This is a genomic window from Leucothrix arctica (assembly GCF_003172895.1).
GTDB classification, from domain to species: domain Bacteria; phylum Pseudomonadota; class Gammaproteobacteria; order Thiotrichales; family Thiotrichaceae; genus Leucothrix; species Leucothrix arctica.
The window spans coordinates 129,816-147,460 of sequence record NZ_QGKL01000004.1; the positions used below are offsets into that span (position 1 = coordinate 129,816).

The 17,645-nt window shown below is 43.1% G+C and carries 21 protein-coding genes; 5 read left to right on the forward strand and 16 right to left on the reverse strand.

Going from position 1 to position 17,645, the window contains the following annotated elements:
- Positions 1 to 3: 3 nt before the first annotated feature.
- Positions 4 to 1,329, forward strand: a complete 1,326-nt coding sequence (locus tag DKT75_RS00780; RefSeq protein WP_109821533.1) for an aspartate aminotransferase family protein — start codon at positions 4 to 6, stop codon at positions 1,327 to 1,329.
- A 174-nt stretch (positions 1,330 to 1,503) separates the two neighbouring features.
- Here the strand turns inward: DKT75_RS00780 and DKT75_RS00785 are convergent, their stop codons facing one another.
- Genes DKT75_RS00785 through DKT75_RS00795 form a run of 3 tightly spaced genes read right to left on the reverse strand, consistent with a single transcriptional unit; the run spans position 1,504 to position 3,161 of the window.
- Positions 1,504 to 2,304: an SDR family NAD(P)-dependent oxidoreductase gene (locus DKT75_RS00785; RefSeq protein ID WP_109821534.1), complete on the reverse strand. Its 801-nt coding sequence runs from the start codon at positions 2,302 to 2,304 to the stop codon at positions 1,504 to 1,506.
- Between the two features lie 59 nt (positions 2,305 to 2,363).
- On the reverse strand, positions 2,364 to 2,717 hold the full coding sequence (locus DKT75_RS00790) for a MerR family transcriptional regulator (RefSeq protein ID WP_109821535.1): 354 nt from the start codon (positions 2,715 to 2,717) through the stop codon (positions 2,364 to 2,366).
- A gap of 60 nt (positions 2,718 to 2,777) precedes the next feature.
- Positions 2,778 to 3,161 carry a hypothetical protein gene (locus tag DKT75_RS00795; RefSeq protein WP_109821536.1) on the reverse strand — a complete coding sequence of 128 codons (384 nt, stop codon included), beginning with the start codon at positions 3,159 to 3,161 and terminating at the stop codon, positions 2,778 to 2,780.
- A gap of 169 nt (positions 3,162 to 3,330) precedes the next feature.
- Between DKT75_RS00795 and DKT75_RS00800 the strand changes: the two genes are divergently transcribed.
- On the forward strand, positions 3,331 to 4,284 hold the full coding sequence (locus DKT75_RS00800; RefSeq protein WP_109821537.1) for an OmpA family protein: 954 nt from the start codon (positions 3,331 to 3,333) through the stop codon (positions 4,282 to 4,284).
- Between the two features lie 102 nt (positions 4,285 to 4,386).
- Here the strand turns inward: DKT75_RS00800 and DKT75_RS00805 are convergent, their stop codons facing one another.
- From DKT75_RS00805 to DKT75_RS00830, 7 genes are all read right to left on the reverse strand, one after another.
- Positions 4,387 to 5,829: a tripartite tricarboxylate transporter permease gene (locus tag DKT75_RS00805; protein WP_211665105.1), complete on the reverse strand. Its 1,443-nt coding sequence runs from the start codon at positions 5,827 to 5,829 to the stop codon at positions 4,387 to 4,389.
- Positions 5,830 to 5,900: 71 nt separating this feature from the next.
- Positions 5,901 to 6,395 (reverse strand): tripartite tricarboxylate transporter TctB family protein, encoded by a 495-nt coding sequence (locus DKT75_RS00810; RefSeq protein WP_109821539.1) that lies wholly within the window; start codon positions 6,393 to 6,395, stop codon positions 5,901 to 5,903.
- A gap of 81 nt (positions 6,396 to 6,476) precedes the next feature.
- A complete protein-coding gene (locus DKT75_RS00815) occupies positions 6,477 to 7,469 on the reverse strand; it encodes a tripartite tricarboxylate transporter substrate binding protein (protein ID WP_109821540.1) in 993 nt (330 codons plus the stop codon).
- A 377-nt stretch (positions 7,470 to 7,846) separates the two neighbouring features.
- Complete coding sequence (locus DKT75_RS00820) at positions 7,847 to 8,263, reverse strand: hypothetical protein (protein WP_109821541.1); 417 nt, start codon at positions 8,261 to 8,263, stop codon at positions 7,847 to 7,849.
- A gap of 36 nt (positions 8,264 to 8,299) precedes the next feature.
- The gene (locus DKT75_RS00825; protein ID WP_146201294.1) at positions 8,300 to 8,812 is read right to left on the reverse strand and encodes a hypothetical protein; all 513 of its coding nucleotides are present in this window, start codon (positions 8,810 to 8,812) and stop codon (positions 8,300 to 8,302) included.
- 361 nt (positions 8,813 to 9,173) lie between these two features.
- Entirely contained in the window at positions 9,174 to 9,326 is a 153-nt protein-coding gene (locus DKT75_RS21770; protein WP_158278766.1) for a hypothetical protein, read from the reverse strand.
- A gap of 39 nt (positions 9,327 to 9,365) precedes the next feature.
- Positions 9,366 to 10,571: a phosphoribosyltransferase family protein gene (locus tag DKT75_RS00830; protein WP_109821543.1), complete on the reverse strand. Its 1,206-nt coding sequence runs from the start codon at positions 10,569 to 10,571 to the stop codon at positions 9,366 to 9,368.
- Between the two features lie 141 nt (positions 10,572 to 10,712).
- Between DKT75_RS00830 and DKT75_RS22440 the strand changes: the two genes are divergently transcribed.
- The 3 genes from DKT75_RS22440 (at position 10,713) to DKT75_RS00845 (ending at position 12,899) form a co-directional block, all read left to right on the forward strand.
- Positions 10,713 to 10,841, forward strand: coding sequence for a nucleotidyltransferase domain-containing protein (locus DKT75_RS22440; RefSeq protein WP_425451385.1), 129 nt, complete (start codon positions 10,713 to 10,715; stop codon positions 10,839 to 10,841).
- A gap of 522 nt (positions 10,842 to 11,363) precedes the next feature.
- Complete coding sequence (locus tag DKT75_RS00840) at positions 11,364 to 12,122, forward strand: substrate-binding periplasmic protein (protein ID WP_109821545.1); 759 nt, start codon at positions 11,364 to 11,366, stop codon at positions 12,120 to 12,122.
- 45 nt (positions 12,123 to 12,167) lie between these two features.
- On the forward strand, positions 12,168 to 12,899 hold the full coding sequence (locus tag DKT75_RS00845) for a HAMP domain-containing protein (RefSeq protein ID WP_109821546.1): 732 nt from the start codon (positions 12,168 to 12,170) through the stop codon (positions 12,897 to 12,899).
- A 236-nt stretch (positions 12,900 to 13,135) separates the two neighbouring features.
- On the opposite strand, the gene DKT75_RS00850 is transcribed toward DKT75_RS00845, so the two are convergent.
- From DKT75_RS00850 to DKT75_RS00875, 6 genes are all read right to left on the reverse strand, one after another.
- Positions 13,136 to 13,804, reverse strand: a complete 669-nt coding sequence (locus tag DKT75_RS00850; protein WP_281271398.1) for an IS3 family transposase — start codon at positions 13,802 to 13,804, stop codon at positions 13,136 to 13,138.
- Positions 13,805 to 13,966: 162 nt separating this feature from the next.
- Entirely contained in the window at positions 13,967 to 14,275 is a 309-nt protein-coding gene (locus DKT75_RS00855; protein ID WP_211665106.1) for a transposase, read from the reverse strand.
- A gap of 148 nt (positions 14,276 to 14,423) precedes the next feature.
- Positions 14,424 to 14,789 carry a cupin domain-containing protein gene (locus DKT75_RS00860; protein ID WP_109821548.1) on the reverse strand — a complete coding sequence of 122 codons (366 nt, stop codon included), beginning with the start codon at positions 14,787 to 14,789 and terminating at the stop codon, positions 14,424 to 14,426.
- A gap of 147 nt (positions 14,790 to 14,936) precedes the next feature.
- The gene (locus DKT75_RS00865; RefSeq protein WP_109821549.1) at positions 14,937 to 15,167 is read right to left on the reverse strand and encodes a hypothetical protein; all 231 of its coding nucleotides are present in this window, start codon (positions 15,165 to 15,167) and stop codon (positions 14,937 to 14,939) included.
- Between the two features lie 340 nt (positions 15,168 to 15,507).
- On the reverse strand, positions 15,508 to 16,626 hold the full coding sequence (locus DKT75_RS00870) for an IS91 family transposase (RefSeq protein ID WP_109821550.1): 1,119 nt from the start codon (positions 16,624 to 16,626) through the stop codon (positions 15,508 to 15,510).
- A complete protein-coding gene (locus DKT75_RS00875) occupies positions 16,614 to 17,480 on the reverse strand; it encodes a tyrosine-type recombinase/integrase (RefSeq protein ID WP_109821551.1) in 867 nt (288 codons plus the stop codon). Before DKT75_RS00875 ends, DKT75_RS00870 begins: the two co-directional genes overlap by 13 nt.
- Positions 17,481 to 17,645: the final 165 nt, after the last annotated feature.

The window sequence follows — 17,645 nt, forward strand, 5'->3', positions numbered from 1 at the left end:
CACATGAGTCATGTTTTTCCACGTCACTGTCATACCTCCCTTGCAACTGCAGTTGCTGGCGACGGCTGCTATTTAATAGATAAAGATGGCAAGCGCTACTTCGACGGTTCTGGTGGTGCAGCGGTATCGTGCCTTGGTCACTCCAATGCCAATGTGATTGCCGCCATCAAACAGCAAGTCGAAACACTGGCCTATGCGCATACCGGTTTCTTTCAGTCCGAACCTGCGGAAGCATTAGCTAACTTACTGATTGAAAACGCCCCTGGCGACTTGGACCGTGTGTACTTTGTATCTGGCGGCTCAGAAGCCGTTGAGTCAGCCATCAAACTGGCGCGACAGTACTTTGTCGAAAAAGGCGAACCTCAACGTCGTCACCTGATTGCTCGACGTCAAAGCTATCACGGCAATACGCTTGGTGCACTCTCCGCTGGTGGTAATGCATTACGCCGTAAAAAGTTCGCCCCGCTTCTGGTCGAGATGAGTCACATTGCACCCTGCTACGAATACGCAGAACGGCACGAAACAGAAAGCGTGGCTGACTACGGTTTACGAGTCGCTAATGAACTAGAAAGTGAGATTCAACGCCTCGGCGCAGACTCTGTCATGGCGTTTATTGCCGAACCCGTCGTTGGTGCCACCTTGGGTGCAGTGCCTGCTGTACCGGGTTACTTCAAACGAATACGCGAGATCTGCGACCAATACGGTATCTTATTAATACTAGACGAAGTCATGTGCGGTATGGGCCGTACAGGCCACCTGTTTGCCCATGAAGCAGAAGGCATTAATACAGACATCGTTTGCATCGCTAAAGGCCTCGGTGCAGGTTATCAACCCATTGGCGCGATGCTCTGTACTAGTCATATATACAATACGATAAGAGACGGTTCGGGATTTTTTCAGCACGGTCACACTTACATTGGCCACCCAGTTGCCACAGCAGCGGGCTTAGCGGTAGTTAGAGAAATACTGGATAATGACTTGGTTGAACAAGTTAGATCTCGCGGTGAGTTTCTTGATAAAGCATTAAAAGCAGCTTTGGCTGATCATCCACATATTGGGGATATTCGTGGGCGTGGTTTATTTCGTGGGCTTCAAATTGTGAAAGACAAAGCGACCAAAGCTTCTTTTGCACCTGACATGGGTATTGCGGCGAAGCTCAAAAAGGCAGCGTTATCTGAAGGGCTAATTTGTTATCCGGGAAGTGGCACTATTGACGGGGAAAATGGCGAACACATTTTATTAGCGCCGCCGTTTATTGCGTCAGAAGCAGAGCTAACGGAAATGGTTGAAATGCTACGTCGCGCTATCTATCAGGTTTTGCCTGTTTAGAGCGCGGTTGACTGACTCGGCAAGCAAACTCGCTATCAGATGGCTGTGCTTCAATAATATCCACCTTTAAATTTAGATTCATTGATAACCTCAAATAAAATTATTTTGCTTACAGTGAAAGACTCATGACTTGAATACTTCCACTATAAGCCCTAGATATAGTAGAAGCCTAAGTTACGCACCTTGCTTCTTCAACACACTCTCTTTAAACATACTCGCAACAATCTTAATCGTTTTAAGACGAGTAACTATACGAGGCACCAAAGAGACTAAGTAGTTAATACGACCTGATATAACGTAATGACGACGCTTTGCAAAAGCGCTTAATGCACCACTGACCACTTCACTCGCTGGCATGAGGTTCATCTTAGAAGTGTCCGCATTTGCATTGGTCATAAAGTTAGACTCGGTTGTGCCTGGACAAAGCGCCATCACATGAACATTGGAATCTAACAACTCTCCCGACAAGGCTTCTGAAAAGCTCAACACATACGCTTTAGACGCACCATATACGGCTTGATAAGGTAGCGGCTGAAAAGAGCCTATTGAAGCGACATTAATGATACCCCCAGCATTCTGTGCCTTCATATGAGGAAGAAACACATAACTCAGCTCCGATAAAGCATTTATATTCAGCGTTAGCATTTTTTGATAAGTATCAAAGCCCTCAGCAGTGAACTCACAAAACTTACCGAAGCCTGCGTTATTGATGAGATAGTCGACTGACAGATTCATACTTTCAATGGTTGAATACAGGGTTTTAACGCTATCTGCTTGCAACAGGTCAAGCGGAACGACCTTCACCCAAATATTACTGTGACTTGCTTGTAAGCTTGCGGCCAAACTCTCAAGCTCACCTTCTGAACGTGCAGTAATGATCAGATTCGCGCCTTGCTTAGCAAGCTGTACTGCAAACTCTCTACCGATACCAGAAGACGCGCCTGTAATTAAAACCGTTTTATCTCTGAAGCTCATTGATACTACCCTTTCGATTATGAAAGTCTGCACTGTAAACCTTGCCCTTAGGGGGCGAGTCAAGACAGTGTTTTCAATAAATCCGCTTTAAAGTTTTCTAAGTTAGTTGCTTGCGTCAGTAGTTGTTCTGCTTGCTTTTGCAATGCCAACTTTTTACTGTCAATGAGTGCACAAATGAGATCAAAAGGAAGCTTCTTTTCAGTCGTTTTCTTTGACACCACCTCTTTTAGCTCGGACAAACTAAAACCAAGTGATTGAGCTTGGCGGATCATCAAGATAACCGTCACATCATGATCACTATAGAAACGGTAACTTCCCTTTCTTTCAGGAGTGGCTATTAGCCCAATAGATTCATAATGACGAATCGCCTTGCGAGTCGCGCCCGTGGACTTTGATACTTGGCCTATAAACATAAAATTACATCATTCATATTATAAATAGAGCTTTATCTCTCTTGTTTATCTAGCGTTTTTTTAAAGAATTTTATTGATAATCATCACATGTAAATATGGCACACAAACGACCAGCCCAAACGAGAAAGCAGAATAAGGTACGCCAGGTGTGTGGCTTTTAAACCCATTCCCATCAATCAGCAGCACCAATGCTCCCATGATTGTTATCGCCAACCCTATATGAGCTAAATAGATATACCAGACATTTATATCATCAACATCACCCGAAATCGTTTTTAAAATGAGATTAATCAGTGAAACCATGCTTGAAATAGACAAGACCACTAGCAAGATATTTATTGGCCCAGAAGCCCCTAACAACAGAAATAACGACAATATTAAAAGGATCATGATCGGTATCATTTCTAGGTAGAGTAATATTTTATTTATTAGTGAAACTTTCATCGTACAACGACCTATTATTAAAAAGCACTTGCGCAAACTGCATCACCGTTCTGTAAGTCTGGATCTTAAACCAATAAACATTATTTATCATTCGTAACTTTTTCAGTTATTCCCAGACTTAACTACTAAGCTTATACCTCATAAATTGAACGTAAGTTTCGGGGGAAGTATGAAGATCAATAACGCAATGGGCTTAGTCGAAGGCTATGAAAGAACGTGGTACTTTGCAGACTTTTGGCCCGGTGAGTACCCTGCTCAATTTTCCGTAATATCTGATGGCGTTGAATTGATGGGACGCGCTGAAATGAGACTAAGTGCAGTCAAAGATGTTCTATGCCCAGTGCCTAAACTAGCCACCTACTCCCCTTGGAATAGTCAACGAAATGAGAGTGATGATCTGCTGTTTAGATCCGTGACGGAAGTGGCCGCCCTCAGTATTACTGGTGATGCAAAAGTACTAGCTACCCGCCAGTCAGATAGCAAAGAGATCACGCTTGAGCTAACACAAGGGGACACTTTGCATTTCCTTGTCTATCACAGTGAGGGCTATGCGCTATACCGATACAACGATGAAAACTATGTGATCGATGGACGTGAATTTCAAAGTGAGGCACTAGATAAGGAAGATGACTCAACAACCGACTTGTGGTTACGCCTCCCCTCCGAGAACGGTGGCACTGGCTGGGTGCTATATGACGATGTTGTCGAATCAGAAGACATTATTATTTCCGACATCGAAGGTTATGGCACTGCTAACGACCTACCCGATCCCGCAAGCCTTTCTCTAGAGGGTGTTGCGTTCCATAGCGGCTCCGATGAACTGACCGAAGACTCTGAAGACATCTTAAGCGAACTTGCCAATAAGCTACAAAATGTTAGATATGTTGACTACGAAATCGCGGGGTATACCGACAGTAGCGGCAGCAGCGCTAGTAATCTGGCACTGTCACAAAAACGTGCAGAAGCGGTCTATAAATATTTAGTCGATCAGCACGGCATTGATGCTTCAATGCTTTTTCCTGCAGGTTACGGGGAAGCCAACCCTATTGCAGATAACGCAACACATCAGGGCCGAACTAAAAATCGCCGAGTTGAACTGAATATGCAGGAAGAAGCTTGCTAGATAAGCCTTAACCGATAAAGTCTCCAATCCTTTAAACTGGGTTTGGAGACTTTTTTGAAGCACATAAGCACATCAACCAATGCTTCTGCTGCCCTACCTAAGTTATGCCTGACCTCCGCCATTACGGCGTTTTTTCCATTGTTTAATAACCATGGGTGAGAATGTCACGAATATAGTCAGCACGAAAAATGCCAGTGACAGTGGTCGTGTAAGGAAAATCATAGGGCTACCATCCGACAATATCAGCGATTGGCGCATCGACTCTTCCACCATTCCACCCAATATGATCGCAATCACCATCGGAGCAGAGGGATATTCAAACTTGATCATCGCATAACCGACACAACCAAAGATCAAGGCGACAATCACCCCGTTCAAAGAATTCGAGATGGTATAGGCGCCAACTAAACACATGGTAAGAATGATTGGCAACAGAATGGATGATGGAATATTGACGATTTTATCAAACCATTTTAGCGCAAGTCGCCCCTGAAAATACATCACTATATTCGCCATAATGAAGCTAACCATGATGGTATACATAAGCCCGCCTTGGTTGACGAAAAGCTGCGGACCAGGTGTTAAGCCATGTATTAATAACGCCCCAAGGAAGATCGCGGCAACCGTATTACCCGGTATTCCCAGCGTCAGTGTTGGAATGAGCGTCGCAGCGGTGACACCGTTATTCGCACTCTCAGCGGCAGCAATACCCTCCAAGCTACCTTTCCCGAAAAGTTCTGGTTCTTTCGATGATCTTTTTGCCTCGTCATAAGCGATAAAAGAGGCGATGCTGCCGCCAGTTCCAGGAACAACACCGATGATAATTCCAATAACGCTAGACTTTACGACCGTCCAATAGTGCGGAACGATCTCTTTCCAACGAATAGTTTTCGTCTGTGAGTCACTTTTGGAATGCTGAGCCATCACGGCACGCTTTCCAATTTGATTAAAGATTTCGGCGATAGCAAATATCCCGATGAATACCTCAATCATGCCAACACCGCCATAGAGGTAGAATGTATTAAAGGAAAAACGGGGTACTCCCATGATTGGATCGACACCAACCGATGCGATGAGCAAGCCGAACAAGGCCGATATCAGCCCCTTTGACAGAGATACTCCGCTCACCCTAGCAATGATCGTCAAACCAAAAAAGGTCAGCGCAAAACGCTCTGGAGGACCAAATGCCAACGCTGTTTTAGCAAGCATTGGAGCAAAGAAAATAAGCGCAACCGCGCTTATCAAACCACCTATAACGGAAGCGTGTAAGCCAACACTAAGCGCCTCAAGTGAGCGTCCCTTTTGTGTCAATGGATACCCGTCCCAAGCGGTAGCAGCCGAAGACGGAGTGCCCGGTGTATTAATCAAAATTGCCGAGATCGAGCCTGCGTAAGTCCCTGAGCAGTAAACCCCCGTTAAGAGAATAATCCCTGACTCAGGTGAAAGATCAAACGTAAATGGTAAAACCAATGTAACGGCAAGGGTGACGGTCAACCCAGGTAAGGCCCCAAAGACCATACCAATTGCCGTTCCCACAATAATCAAGACGATATTCTCCCACAAGAATACGACGCTTATTGCATATAAGAAATTTTCAAACATTATCTACCCCTTGGCTACCCAAAAACACTTCCGCTTGGCAAGTACACTTTCAAAACAGCTGCCAATAGGTAATTAATCGGAAAGCTCAACGCCAGCGCAACAATGGCAATTTGCCACCAGCGGCATTTTCCGATAATTATCATGATCGTCGTGACTAGCATAATCGTTGTAATATTGAATCCGAGGTAAGGCACAATAACGATCCACAATGCGATTGCGACAAACGCAAGAAACACCCGCCCATAGCTGGTTATTTCGTTCGGCTCGTCGTTTGATTTGACCGTCTCGACTTTCCTGTTAGCGAATATGTTAGAAACGATTGTGTAAAGACTCAAGAGGATGATCGCCGATGCAATCAAATATGGCATCGTACGTGAGTTAACGCCGCTCAGGTCGGTACTCTCGGAGATACCAATCTGCGAAGGGATACTCAGAAAGAAAAACAAACCGATCAACAAGGTCGTGATAGATGAAACATTACCTCTTAGAAAAACGCCAGAACTCGTCATATAGCTGCCTCCATGGTTTATGGAATATGTAACGTACTTAAAACATGCAGCACGGGTAGTCGATGCCCGCGCTGCAGCGTGTTACTTCTTCTTAATCACCTCGCCAAAGAACGCTGAGTCAGCCTTGACCTTAGCCATAATGTCTTTAGCATTTCGCACTAAACTTTCCTGTTTTCGAGTAACCGTGAAAGCCTTAAATTCATCACTACTTGCTGCCTTCATAAAGGCCTCTTCCAAGATAGCGACAACCTCATCTGGCGTGTCTTTCGGAGCAAGTAAATACCACTCAACCGTTGCAACGATGTCTACCCCTTTTTCCTTGAATGTCGGAACGCCTGGAAAAGCATCTAGTTGTTCCGCTGAAGACAATGCCAGAACCCTTATTTCTCCGGCCTCGACGCTCGCCATCATAGATCCCGGCGTACCGCCAATCAGGTCGACATGCCCACCACGCAATGCTGCTATTGCCTTCGATCCACCCTGAAATGGGATGTCACGGAACTTGATACCCGTTTCAAGGAATAGCGACTTCAAAAGTGTATGGTGAACGCCACCTACCCCTGAATGACCGCGATCGATAATCGTATCTGTACCCTTTTCGGCAAGGAAATCATCCAGCGTTTTCCATGGCGAGTCAGTCCGTACCGCAATACTGCTGGGCGCATAACTCACCCCTACAATCCCTCGAAAATTGTCTACCGTATAAGGGACTTTCAGAGAGTGAGGTGCTGTCACCAATGCATCAGAAGCGCCAAAATATAAGGTGTACCCATCAGGCTTAGCTGCCGCTGCTGCGGTAGTACCAACAGTACCACCAGCTCCAGAGCGATTGACTACCGCAATCGGTTGACTGAAGTACTTCTCTGCTTCATTTGCTAGGAAACGACCCGTGGTATCTGTTCCGCCACCTGCGCCGTAGGGCACTATAATCGTGATAGGTTTACTTGGGAAATCTGCAGCCTGTGCGCTTACTGCACTGACGGCAGTAATAGTGACAGCAACGGCAATCGACGCTAACAATTTTACGGAAGGTAGACCAGACGTAACTGTGCTTCCTAAAATTTTCTTAAACATACTATCCTCCTCACGGATATTGGAACATTTTCAGCTCTGGTAGCATTGCTCAAAGAAAACCCACGCAACCCTGCAATACAACTCCATTACACGCCCACCAACTTGCTGTCAGCGATACGGCATGCAGAGCCAATTATTGAGTTTAAAAGCAGTTGATCGACACCGAATGACCATCTTTTGATAAGCACTACACTTTACTGAAGCACACACCTAGACCGTCTGATAATTATCATTGCTTGGCTTTATTTACCACCATGAATTTATAATAACCACACTAAAGAATATTTATCAACAAGTATATTAGATATAACACTGTCAACAAATAATTATAATTAAGACATAAATGATGTAATGACATCTCTGTGTTCAAGCAGGGCTCATGTTTTTACGCGAAGCTTACCCAGTAAAAAACCACCCAAAAAACTAAGAAGAACAAACACTGGCAACACGTGTTTTTGCCCTAATATGAGTCCAATTATAATTTCTAGTGTAGTCCAAGTTCCACCAAAGTCTGCTAAGTAACCCGACCACAGTAGCGACCATGCGCTATATACCCCTGCAACAAAAAATATAATCCAGCCACCGATAATCACAATAAAAGGCTTCTTTGTTAGGGCTAGCAACACCCTGCAACACAGTATGGAAACAACTGCAGATAACACTGTTGAAAATATTACTAAGCTAAAAAAGCTACTTGCCCCGTATGCGTAAATTTCTCCACTATATAAGCCATAAAAACAACCCTCAGAAAATACGATGATAAAACTTAATAATGTAACAACAGCCCAGTTCAAAAATAACTCCGTTCAATTTGTTAAACATTTCTCTATCTAAGCTAAGTCGCTGACATGATTGATGTAGATTGCGGCGTCCCTTACGTCGAAAATAAAGGAAAAAGTAATGACACCCGTCATTACTCCTGACCAAATTCGGAAGACCATAGGCTCTTGCTGATTGAGAAAAGGTAGATTTATTAGCAATAATATCAACGCAGGCGTCCAGCAGATGATGTGCATGATTGCGATAGAGCCTCCAAGGAAAGGTAATCCAAGTAGGACGAAAGTATAATGACCCGTTGCCATAGAAGCGATAAGACCGCCAATAGCCCATCGTGCCAACGCGTGCTTCCATACAAAGAAAATACCCACCGCAAACGTTGATAGCATGAAACCAACCCAAATCTGTACCCAACTTGGGGAGCTCTTGAAGCCATCTGCATCAAAAACATCAAGTGCAGTATGGCCAGGAGCGTAGATGTTTTCTGCACCAAGTGCAGTGCTACAGCAGATCACTGCGACAAATAGCACCATACAGTACTTGGCATATTTCAAATGACTCCTCATCAAACTCTCTTCTACCTGTTTAGTTACATAAATAACGTGCGTTATATTTTTTTAGATCAGAAAAATTCTCCAACTGCTTCAAATACACCATCGACTAACGCAACTAACTTTGGCTACCCAAAATCTGGTGTTTTCAAAGCTACTGATGTTACTCATGAAAGTAGACACTAAGTCGGTTTTTCTTCGCGGGAAAGTGCATTAATGTATTTTGCAAACCGCCGCTGTCTGGTTTCGGCTTTCTTGGCACTTATCAAGTTACGCTTGGAATGCCTGCCTGTTTCTTGAATATTTTAATCCAACGAACCTTAAAAGAGCGAAGAGATGCGTGGTTAACTCAGTCTTAAAGCAAAAATTAGAATCGTTACACCGCTGCGTGATGCGAATCAAAAGTAAACACACCAAAGATCAGCTCTAGACCATTATCAAGGCGTATTTGCTGTGGGTCATCCATACTTACCAACTGACGGTTACGGTTCTGTGATATTCCTTTTTTCCAATAAATAAGCTCGAACAATGTCGAGCTTATAATTTTGCATTAAGTGTTACTTATTTCTTATTTCTTATTCAAATCTAGCAATTCTTCGCTGTTCCAAATTTTACGCTTGAAACGTGGATTTTTAGAAGACATATCAATTTTGTAAGGATTTTTTTCTGTGTGTAGAGGCAAATCAAGAATACTTGCTAGCTTTTGTCCAAGCCACTTTTCAACTTTCAGGACAACAAGTTTTTTACGTAAACGCCCCTGTTCATCACGGTTCAAAATCGTTGGTAACGTGTTTAGCGTCAAAATCTCACCGATAGCAGGATGAGCCATACGCTCACGACCTTCATCACTTGCATAAAAATGCGAAACGGCAAACACCATACGCTCAGGTTTTATTTGCTGTAAGAATTTACAAGATTTGACGACAGTTCCGCCAGTACGCACCATGTCGTCGAACAAGACAATACTGCAACCATCAAGCCCTTCAAATGTATCCTCACTTTCACTATGCAGTGTGATATCCACTTTGCGTTCGTTGGTACGCTCTTTATCCAGCATGATAAATTTAGCTTTAGACAAACCTAGCGTGTTGTACATCTCTTTTACAAAGTCACGTGCGCCTTTATCCGGTGCACATAACACAAGGCCTTCACCTTCTGGTCCGTAGTTCAAAATATCGCTATTCAATAAGTAATGCGCATAAATTTGATAAGGGATCAAATTATGGAAGTCACCTTCAAATATGTCTGAGAAAATCCGTTGCACAGAATAAGAGTGATTATGAATAGTTAATACGGTATCAACACCAGCAAGCTTCAATAACTCTGCATAGAGTTTTGCAGTAAATGCTTGGCCGTCAAATTTCTTAATATCTTTAATATCACGCTCGAAGTGAGTCTCGCCGAGATCTTCATGTGGGCCACGATCCTGTGCACTGTAGAACAAATCAGGCTCAACCAATACAACACGCGTCGCACCATTTTCTTTCGCTGTTCTTGCAATAAGCAAATTAGACATTGCAAGTTCTTGTCGGGTCTTAGTATGACTACTGGTACTCACAATAATGACGGTTTTACCATCTAGCGTTTGACCGATCGACTCCATATCCAATTCATCGGAAATGAAACGAGGACAAAACTCAGTATTCATGAACGTTTTCATGCTAATTACGTCAGCAATATCTTCCTGCTGCCCCATGGCATAGGCAATATCGATCGCAAATGGATTATCAGACGTGTTACTTACAACGACAGTATTGCTAGCCGAAAAACTCATGGTAAATCCTTGTATAAAGCAGTTTTTTGATAAAAAGGGGGGAAAGCTAAGAGAGTCATTTTAATGTGTAAGCGAACTAAACGATACTGTATGTGTAGACAAAAATTTTTTAATTAGGAAGTAGCCGCCATCAGGCATGCACTGGAAGCCTTTCCCTACTTGTCATTAGCTACACTGTTTGGTTCTGTTGCTACAAACAAAGCTCATTACAAAAGCGATATTGACCTTGCTGTGCGAGCTAAAAAAGCGCTACGACTCAGCAAAATATAGATATTATCGAAGCATTAGCCGCTGCAACTGGTCGCGCTGTAGACTTAATCGATCAACACAGTATTGATGCCTCAATGCTTGTTGCAGTGGGTTACGATGAAGCCAACCCTCTTGCAGATAACGCAACACCTGAGGGGCGAACTAAAAACCGTCGGGTTGAGCTAAACTTACAGGGATAAGCTTACTAATGTCATAACAGGTAGGCACTAAGTCGGCTTTGTTCTAAGGAAAATGCTGTGCCTCCTATTTGCCAATAGTAGCAATTAAAACTACAATAGCTGTAATACAGGAGTCTGATATGACCATATCAATCAGATTAGAAAAGCCGATAGAAGAAGCGCTTCGCAAACAAATAAAATCACAGAAAGCCACACTATCGGCCTATGTGCTTGACGCTATCTTAAAAAAATCGAGCGAGAGAAAAACGCCCGCCCTAACCCTTATGAGTTAGGCAAAACTTTTTTGGCAAGGAATAATACAAACTGGTTTACGCATTTAGTCTAAAATAAGAGAATATTAGTAATGAAAATAGTAAAATCTGTTCTATTGGCACTATCTCTTTCAATCAGCTTCTCGGCGATTGCAAATGAAATTACAAGCGTAATAGCAGGTAATGGAGAATACGCTCCATACTCCGGAAAAAAATTACGCAACGGCGGCATAATTACTAATATCACCACATCTGCATTTGCTGAAGTAGGTGTATCTGTTGATTATGAATACACTTCATGGACTCGAGTAATGGATCTCACTAAGTCGGCAAAATTTGACCTGACTCCTGGTTGGAGAAAAAATAAAGAGAGGGAAAAAACACTCCTTTTTTCTGATCCGATTATAGATGACGAGATATACTTCTTTCACCTCAAGAGTTTGGACTTTGATTGGACTAATCTATTTGATTTAGACCAATATGATATTGGTTCTGTCCGAACTTATTTCTATGGTGACGAATTCAAAAGACAAACTGAAAATGGAAGGCTAAAAAATCAAAAAACATCAGATGATCTGTATAACTTTAAAAAGCTACTTCGTAAAAGAATAGACATCATGCCTGTTAGTAGATTTGTAGGAAAAAATATCCTTAGAACTAAATTTCAAGCTTGGGAGAATGATGCAGTAACCTTTCACCCTAAACCAGTATACTCCTCATCTCTTTATTTATTGGTTTCTAAGAAGCATCCAAATGGACAAGAAATCATAAATACATTTAACGAGGGATTAAAAAAACTAAAAGCTTCTGGTAAATACCAAAAGATTTTAGATGAATTATTAGCACAATAAAATTTTAATCCACAATTCCTTTAACCCTCACTAGATGAATAAAATATGTCTAATTTAATTAAAATTAAATGGTACTCAACCATAAGAACAAAAATTGCTCTCGCTCTAATAATTCCCGTCTTTTTGGTGATGGCTGGATTCTCCGCCTACAGCGTTTGGAATGATTATCAGCTAGAAGTTGATGATCTAAAAAAGCTGTCAATTGTTTCAGCAGAACGAATGTCAAATCATTTAAAAATCCCAATGTGGGATTTAAATAATGATCAAGTAAAAAGTGCTCTTACTGCAGAAATGCAAGAATCGAGAATTAAAGCGATTGTCGTTTGGGATGCGGAAAAGAAAAAAGTTTTTGAAGCTAAGGAACGACGAACAAGTAATGATAAAGAGCTAATCGTTGATTTTAGTGGCATCGTAAATGCTAGTACAGAAGCCAGTAGTTCAATAATTCAAAGAGACAAAGAGACATTAGGTGAAGTATCCGTTTATGTATCTAAAGCTAACTTAGTTGATAACTTAAAAAAATCAGCGTTAGAGGTTTTGATAGCTAGTCTTATTTTGATAATTTTATTAGTTCTTATTTTATCAGTCATGTTAGACGTGGTATTAGTAGGGCCTATAGTGCACCTTTCTGAACAAGCAGTTGCGATGTCCAAAGGTCAATTGGATCAAAAATTTGCTGAATCAAATGACGAAATTGGTTATCTAGCTCGCTCTCTAGGTCGAATGCAATCAAGCTTAAGAATTGTATTTGAGAGATTTAATAAGCAACAGCAGTAATAAATTGTTTGTTTGATAACAAAAACACGAAAGCTAGACACCTCTTATACATTTAGCGTTCGTGTTTAAAAGTCAGAAAACTATTATTTTTAAGCCATGCAATAACATCTTCTGCATTTTTATCAGGTGGAAAGACAGGATAATACACTTTGACAATGCGCCCTTGCCGAATTATCAACGTTATTCGTTTATAAAGGCTAACACCTGGTGTTACCCATAAAAAGTAGACACTCCACTTATGCAGCTATTGCTGTCATTCGTTCAAACTCAGCGGGGCTCACATACCCATTGGCTGAGTGTCGTCTTACTCGGTTATAAAATACTTCAATGTACTCAAAGATGCCTGATTTAGCGTCTTCAATCGATTCATATTGTTCGGCATAAATGAGTTCTACTTTGAGGCGACTAAAGAAGGACTCCATCGGTGCGTTATCCCAGCAGTTTCCCTTACGGCTCATACTAGGCCTGCCGCCTTTTCTCGCCATAAAGTCTAAGTAACGTTGTGAGCGATATTGCACACCACGATCGGAATGAATCACTAAGCCTGCACATACATTTCTTCGCTTAAATGCCATCGACGTATCTAATGACCAACCAACGATACTTCGCGAGTAAAGATCCATAACTGTCGCTAAATAAAGCCAACGGTTTTTAACCCAAATGTAGGTGATATCCGTCGTCCACTTTGTATTTGGCTCCGCCGCTTTGAAGTTTCTCCAGAGCAAATTGTCGGCAACATTGTTCATTTCTAAGCTATGCTGGCTATACCTAAACGCTTTGCCATTACGTGCCTTCAACCCTTGTTTTCTAAGGATATCAGCGACGTAATTCACCGAGCATGGAAAACCTAGTGCTTTAAGCTCCTGCATGATTTTAGGTGAACCATTGCGAGCTTTATAGGTAATGTAAGTGTCAAATAACGCGAGCGGTCATCTCATCTCGCCGTTGTGCTTTTCAGCTTTGAGGTGACACCAGCCGACGATAATAACCCGAGCGAGAAACACCCAATACTCGACACATTAGTGAAACCGTAAACAAACCGATATGTTCTTGAATGAGTGCGTACTTCACTCTTGGTCTTTCGCAAAGTACGCAGCTGCCTTTTTTACGAAAGCTAACTCCTTTTCCAACTCTGCATTTCGTCGTTCAAGTGCGCGAAGCTCTTCGCTTTCCGACTTAGAATAATCAACGCTTTGAACGGTATTGAATTGCTTATCTGAAAGACGATTAAATTGGCGACGCCAATTATAAATTTGCTGGGTACTAACCCCTAATTCACTAGCAACAGTTGCTGTGGAAACACCTTCTTTTTCAGGTCGTTTCACCGCTTCGCGGCGAAACTCTTCAGTATAAGCTTGATACTTTTTACGTGCCATTTCAGCACCTCCGTAATTGTTAAATCTAACTATACAGAGTGTCTACAGTTTGTGGGTAACACGGAAACATAACGCTCGCGGCAGCGGAAACTGGGCTTTAGCTGCGAAGCAGCGTCCCAGTTTTCCGACTGACCGCGCTTGTTATATGCTAAATCCACTCTTGCTTCTCTGACGAAACAGTTACTTCACTTTGATGTTCGCCTGTATGCTCTGTTGATGAAGGTTCAACCATCATGAAATGTGTATCAGGCTCTGCTGTAGGACAATGCTCTACACCTTTAGGTACTACGTACATTTCACCCGCATTTAATACAACATCTCCATTTCTTAACTGCAAAGTAAGTTGACCTTTAAACACAATAAACAACTCATCTTCATTTTCATGTATATGCCAAACAAGTTCACCAGTACCTTTAGCTATTTTAACTAATTGACCATTTGATTCAGCTAATATTTTTGGAGTCCACTCTTCTGAAAATAATCCAAACTTTTCACTAATATTAATTTTATTCAACGTACTCTCCTGAACATATAACGCCCGGCTAAGCTGCCGAAACGAAGTTGATTGTTTTGTGTTAGCGTAGCGGAAAAACACAAAACGAGCAACGCAGTGGAGGTCAGATTGAGCCGTTTGTTATGTGTAAATTTTAACACTGCCACATTACTTTTTTGCTAAGCTGATTGCTGCATTAATTGCAGATTTAGCTTGAGGGCTGTTTTTCCAGCAAGTAGTATTTAACATACTCGCTACCGTTTCTGCTATGTCCTCGGCATTATATTGTTTTAGTTCTTCTAATGAATGAATACCGATTTCTTCAAATCTTTTGATGACAGTTGGACCAACACCTTTTAGTTCTATAAGGGCTTCTTTTTCTTCTTTACTAAATGGCATATTTAATCTCTTTTACACATAACGTTAAAGCATTTTATACCGAGTGCGGCAGCACTGGGGATAAATGTCTGGTTGAGCAAAACCGCGTACTACGGAGTCCCACACCTTATTATTAAGGGGATTGCTTTTCATGGTCTCACCTCGCCTTCAATGACTTATCTATTTTGGCCCATTAAACGACCAGACTCGTCGTCCAATTCAGTCTCATAGTAAGCCTATTCGTTTAAATATATCACAACATCTGCTGACTTTCTTCCCGTTTGAACCGTCAGACAACAGCGGCTTATCACCCATCCTTATGGATAGTGAGTCGACTGCTTAACGCCTAACCCTTTAGTCGTCAGCCATACTCTAGCTGCCAAGGGACGAGTCGATAACTGACTCGCAACATCCCTTGGCCACAACGACAGGGAATGCCTTCAAAGGCGTGGGGATGGGCTATTTTTGATGGTTTGCTTGGCCTCAATGGCGCATTCTGAGCGTTAGCAATGGCCTGACGGACTGCCTGCAACTTCCTCTTACGACAGGCATTGGCTAGCCAACCATAATGGCGAATGCGCATGAAGCCATGCGGTAACACATGCTGTAAGAAACGCCGCAAGAACTCCGCACCCGTCAACCTCATGACTTTAGAGTGGGCGTCCCGGTAGTCCTGATAGCGGAAGGTAACGTTGTGCTCATCGATGGCGATAAGACGCGATTCGCTGATGGCTATTTTACGAGTGTAGCGCGATAGATAGCGTACAACGGTTTCTGCTTTATGCAGGCAAGGCTTTCCATAAACAACCCACTCCTTTTGCATCAGCTCACGGAGCCGTTTGTTGACCTCACCAGCATTTGTAATACGGCTCAATTCTCCTTTGTAGCTGGCTGCTCGTAAGGCGCTGACCATCTTGCCTCGAAACAAATGGGACAAGGCTCTGACAGGAAACAGGTAGTTGTTTTTCGCAGCGTGCCAATGGCCATCGTCTCCGAGTGCGCCACCAGGGATCAAGCAATGTAGATGTACATGCTGACTGAGGTTCTGCCCCCAGGTATGCAAAACTGCGGTGGCCGCTAATTGTCCATTCAGGCGCTTTGAGTCGTGCCCGAGCGTATTAAGCGTCTCCCAAACACTGGCAAATAGGGCGCTATAAATAACGCGCGGGTGCAGGCGCACCCAGCCGTTTAGGTCGTGCGGCAACGTAAACACTAAATGGAAATACGGGGCATTAACGACATTACTCAACTCTCTTTCTAACCACTGTTCGCTAGCGCCTTGCTGACAACGCGGGCAATGTCGATTACGACAGGCATGATACAAGCGCTGCGCTTGACCGCAATCATGGCAATGTAATTGAAAACCGCCCAATGCTGCCGTACGGCAACGCTGTATTTGATGGCAGACCTTATACTGCTGCGGTGAGAGAGTGGGTAGTTGCGGCTGAAATTGGCTAACGACCTGGGCTAGTCGCTGCATGACTGATTAAAATGTAGGCCCTTCACCAAATCAACCACTGGGCTGTCACCCGGACTATCCGCTAACCAGTGTGTATAACGACTCGTGGTACTGAGATGGCTATGCCCTAAAATACGTTGCAACTGATGAATGGGCATACCTGCCTGCAACGAATGCGTGGCAAAGGCATGCCGCAAACTGTGAACACCACCCTGCTTGCCAATGTCTGCTGTTTTCTTACTGGCACGATAGCACTTTTGCACCGTGGTAATGCTCAATGCATTCCCTTCTTGCCCTGGAAATAGCCAGAGGTTGGGTCGGTACTGTTGCCAATATTCTCTCCATTGCTGCAATAAGGACTCAGGAATAGGAACATAGCGGTCTTTACCCCCTTTGCCCTGAACCACATGCAGCAATTGACGTTCGCCATCAATCTCAGAGAGTCGAATATGCACTAGCTCACTGACGCGAAGGCCGCAGCCATAGGCACTTAGCAGCAGTAAACGATACTTCGGGTGGGAAGGTTGACGGGTTAATCGTTGCACGTCCTGACGCGTTAACAGGTCAGGCAAGCGCTGTTGCCCTTTGGGGAGTGTGAAACGATAGTCTGAAAACGCAACATCCTCAAGCACGAAAGCATAGAGAAAGCGCACACCATTAAAATACTGGCGACAAGTAGACGCTGACACGCCGCGTGCCTTCAACAGCCATAATAACCAAGCCTGAATGTCTTCAGGGGTGATTAACTCAGGTGAGCGATGATAATATCGACACAGCTGTTCAACTGCATAAACATACGACTTGATGGTACTGGCTGAACAGCCACGAAGGACCAACGTATCAAGCATCCGTTGGCGTAGAGGACTGACTTTCATGATAAACCGCCTTTAATTGTCTGTTTAATAACAATTAAAGTTTGGCTCATTTATAGAAAATTACTTGAAAACCAGTAAGCTACCGCGAAGCGGTTTAGTTCAACAGCTCATTAAGAAGGTCTAAGACCTTTTAATATATTATCAGGACTTAAACCTTTGTTTTTT